This window comes from Bacteroidota bacterium, assembly GCA_039714315.1.
Lineage (GTDB): Bacteria > Bacteroidota > Bacteroidia > Flavobacteriales > JADGDT01 > JADGDT01.
The window spans coordinates 1-3,736 of sequence record JBDLJM010000216.1 but is presented as its reverse complement, the minus strand read 5'-3'; the positions used below and the strand labels follow the sequence as shown (position 1 = coordinate 3,736).

Annotated in this window: 5 protein-coding genes; 3 read left to right on the top strand and 2 right to left on the bottom strand. The window is 36.6% G+C overall.

Going from position 1 to position 3,736, the window contains the following annotated elements; all coding sequences use genetic code 11:
* Positions 1–567: 567 nt before the first annotated feature.
* The gene (locus ABFR62_13610; protein MEN8139455.1) at positions 568–1,107 is read left to right on the top strand and encodes a methylated-DNA--[protein]-cysteine S-methyltransferase; all 540 of its coding nucleotides are present in this window, start codon (positions 568–570) and stop codon (positions 1,105–1,107) included.
* A gap of 6 nt (positions 1,108–1,113) precedes the next feature.
* Here the strand turns inward: ABFR62_13610 and ABFR62_13605 are convergent, their stop codons facing one another.
* Complete coding sequence (locus ABFR62_13605) at positions 1,114–1,467, bottom strand: transcriptional regulator (protein MEN8139454.1); 354 nt, start codon at positions 1,465–1,467, stop codon at positions 1,114–1,116.
* A gap of 2 nt (positions 1,468–1,469) precedes the next feature.
* On the bottom strand, positions 1,470–1,766 hold the full coding sequence (locus ABFR62_13600; protein ID MEN8139453.1) for a type II toxin-antitoxin system HigB family toxin: 297 nt from the start codon (positions 1,764–1,766) through the stop codon (positions 1,470–1,472).
* 112 nt (positions 1,767–1,878) lie between these two features.
* Between ABFR62_13600 and ABFR62_13595 the strand changes: the two genes are divergently transcribed.
* Positions 1,879–2,394, top strand: a complete 516-nt coding sequence (locus tag ABFR62_13595) for a TlpA disulfide reductase family protein (GenBank protein MEN8139452.1) — start codon at positions 1,879–1,881, stop codon at positions 2,392–2,394.
* Between the two features lie 83 nt (positions 2,395–2,477).
* Positions 2,478–3,736, top strand: a 1,259-nt coding sequence (locus tag ABFR62_13590) for an MATE family efflux transporter (GenBank protein MEN8139451.1), incomplete at its 3' end; no start/stop codon positions are given.

The window sequence follows — 3,736 nt, the reverse complement described above, 5'->3', positions numbered from 1 at the left end:
TTTTAAAAATGGGGCTCCGATTTAGGTCGGAAGATCATTTTTTTATTTTTCTGCTTTCCAATATAGTTCAAAAGGTTATTTTATTTTTTAAATGGGGTTCTGACACAGTTCGGAAGATCATTTGATATTAATTAAAGTATTCCAGATCTTTTTTGGCGCTATTTCCGGCCTGCCTGGATTGGCAGACAGGCTCTCCGCTATAGCTTTGCCCGGTATAGCAGTTCGAAAATTACATTTCGGGGTCTGCACCTTAAAAACAAATAAACCTCTGCGATACATTGCGTAAAACTTCGCGTTACGTTGCGGTTATTTTATATTCAATTGATATTAGCTGTTGCTTTCTGCAAACTGTGTGTCAAAACTTTTCCCCCTTCTACTCAGCTCAGGGCATGCTTTTGCCCACGCAGATCGTAGCAGGCTTTCCTCTTTTTCCTTTTAGCTCGCTGGCACTCTATTTTTCAACAGTTGCTCGCTGAAGCTCCTTCGTCGCTTTCTCTTTTTTCTTTTATCTTTTATCTTTTTTCTTTCCTCTTTCCTGCCTGACTCTTTGTAACTTTGATAAATTATATGACTTCAGAACAAATCAACATACAATACTACAAATCGCCGGTAGGAGAAATAATCCTCGGCTCATTCAATGGTAAACTGTGCCTGGCCGACTGGCGTTACCGCAGAATGCGAACTACAATTGATTCAAGAATTAAGAAGTATTTCGATGCCGAATATATTGAAGAGTCTTCAGAAGTAATAGAAAATACTATTTCGCAGTTCGAAGAGTATTTTGATGGGAAACGCGAAGAGTTCAATATCCCCATAGCATTCGCAGGCAGTGATTTTCAAAAATCAGTATGGGAAGAATTGATGAAAGTGCCATACGGCAAAACAGATACATACTTAGGCCTGTCTAAAAAACTTAAAAACGAAAAAGCAATTAGGGCTGTAGCTTCTGCAAACGGGGCAAATGCAATTGCTATTATTATTCCCTGCCACCGAATTATAGGCAGCAAAGGCGAACTCGTAGGTTATGCAGGAGGACTGAATGTTAAGAAAAGGCTTTTGCAGCTTGAATCTCAAAATCAAAACACAGAACAACTGGAATTGTTTTGATGCAGATTATGCAATCAGTAATTCATAAGGAATATTAAGATTTTCGTGTAATGATTTTATTATTTTCAGAGTTAAATCACGTTTTTTGTTAAGTACCTCACTTACCAGACTTTTACTGCCGAATATAGGAATCAAATCTTTCTGTTTTAGTCCTTTTGCTTCCATTACAAATTTAATTGCTTCAACAGGTTCTACTTCAGGAATAGGGTATTTTTCATCTTCATATTTAGAAATTAAGAATACTAACAGTTCTGCTTTCTCAGCTTCAGATGTTCCGGGTTTTGCATCAAAAACACCCTCTAATGCTCTTAAAGCATCTTCATATTCTTTTTCGGTTTTAATAATCTTATCTGCTACCATGATTAAATTGTTTTAGGATTAATCTTGTCATATTCCCCGTGTGTCCCAATGAACCTTATCCATCCCCAACTCATTAAAAAGTTGAATTTAACTATTAGGCGATATTTATTACCGTCAATATTGAATATAACCCTGCTATCTGCAACAATATCAGCTGAACCATAATCTTTTTTTATATCTGAAAAATTCATCCACTTGGATTTTAATGCATTGTTGTACCAATGTCTTAGTGGTTTTTCAGAATCAGGGTATTTTTTCCAAAATTCAGTCAGAGTTCTTTTAGCAACTATATTATTCATAATCCGGGTTATTGATGCAAAAATAGTATAAAATTCGCAAATAGCGAACTTAATCAGCCTGTTTTTTTTATACAAAGTTTATCTATATTTGCGCCTCAAAAAATATACTCTTATGCAATCCAAAGTACCTGTCCTGATAAAGAAGGCTCCATTTATCTTTACTTTAGCCCTAATCTTATCTTCTTTAAGTTTGTTCGTTTTCGGATCAGATGAAAACACTCCAAAAAGCAAAATTAAATTCGAACTTACCGATATCAACGGTGATGTATGGAATAGTAAGGATCTGGAAGGAAGTATAGTTGTGTTTAACTTTTGGTTTTCATCTTGCCCACCATGTAAAAAAGAAATTCCTGAACTTAATAAATTGGTAGATGAGTACAGCGACAGAAATGTTGTTTTCATCGGTGTTTCGCTAAATAACGAAGATGAGGTTGAAAATTTCACTTATATGCACCCGTTTAAGTACAAGCTAATTCCTAACGGAAGCAATTTTGTTGACGCCCAGAAAATATCTTCTTTTCCTACTCAGTTAATCATAGATAAAGATGGAATGCTGGTTGATAAAATTGTAGGGGGCGTGAGTTTCGAAACCATGAAGGAGCAAATAGAGAAATTGTGTAATAATTAACTTTTATTGCACTAACTTAGCCTACTACTGAAAATCAATCACATAACACCCCAAAAGTGGAGCGAAAAACATAATATTCTTTTTTGGCAAAAGTTCAAGCACATACCGACGAATTAGGAAAACTCAACATAGGAAGCTTGTTGCTAAAACTGTCTGTTCCCGCCACAATAGGAATGATGGTAATGGTTCTCTATAATGTTATAGACACCATTTTTGTTGCGAGATTTGTAGGATCCATGGCAATTGGAGGACTGGCAATTGTTATGCCTATAACAATGCTGATTGCTGCTGTTGGTATGGCACTGGGTGTTGGAGGATCATCTCTGATATCGCGTTACCTTGGAGCAAATCAAGCAGATAAAGCCAATACTGTTTTCGGGAATTTGCTAATGCTCACCTTTACATTTACGGTACTGTTTACACTAATTGGTTATATTTTCCCCGATACAGTTTTGATGTTATTCGGTGCCGATGGAGAAATTTTCCCCTATGCGAAAGAATACTACCTGATAGTTTTGGCCGGAACTCCTTTCCTCGGACTTTCCATGGCAGGCAACAACATTATCCGATCGGAAGGTAATGCCAGAATGTCGATGATAGTTATGCTGGTTTCTTCGGTATTGAATCTGGTGATGGATTATATATTTATTATCTGGCTCAGTTGGGGAATTTCAGGAGCTGCATGGGCTACACTTATTGCCCAAATTCTGACATTTATTTTCATTGCATATTATTTTATTGGATCAGGTAAAAGCTCAGTAGTTATTAAACTTCAATATTTAAAGCTTAATGTAGACACTGTAAAAGAAGTTATTGGAATAGGTTCATCATCATTTGCCAGACAGGGTTCTGCAAGTATAATAGCTATATTTATAAACCACAGTCTTATGGTTTACGGCAGCGAAGTAGATGTGGCAGCATACGGTATTCTGAACAGAGTGATGATGATGTCGGTTTTTCCAATGATAGGATTAATACAGGGCTTCCTGCCGATACTGGGTTATAATTTTGGAGCTGAGAATTATGACAGAGTACTAAAGGTGATAAAAATATCCTTTATCTCTGCTTTTATCCTCGGAAGTATAAGTTTGTTTGTAATGTCAGTTTTCCCGCGAGAGGTCTTCGAAATTTTCACAAATGATGAGGCTCTGATTATACCGGGATCAAGATATTTGGTAATTGTAATTATTGTAATTCCTCTGGTAGGAATTCAGATGTTGGGCGCGTCATTTTTTCAGGCAATCGGAAAGGCCAAGCCGGCATTGCTTTTAACATTGGCTCGACAGGTGATATTCTTAATTCCACTGATGTTGATTCTCCCAAAATTCATTGGGATAGAAGG

What these genes read in the sequence shown, in the direction of transcription:
- ABFR62_13610 (MEN8139455.1), top strand. Translation starts at nt 568, where the DNA reads ATGACTTCAGAACAAATCAACATACAATACTACAAATCGCCGGTAGGA.
- ABFR62_13605 (MEN8139454.1), bottom strand. Translation starts at nt 1,467, where the DNA reads ATGGTAGCAGATAAGATTATTAAAACCGAAAAAGAATATGAAGATGCT.
- ABFR62_13600 (MEN8139453.1), bottom strand. Translation starts at nt 1,766, where the DNA reads ATGAATAATATAGTTGCTAAAAGAACTCTGACTGAATTTTGGAAAAAA.
- ABFR62_13595 (MEN8139452.1), top strand. Translation starts at nt 1,879, where the DNA reads ATGCAATCCAAAGTACCTGTCCTGATAAAGAAGGCTCCATTTATCTTT.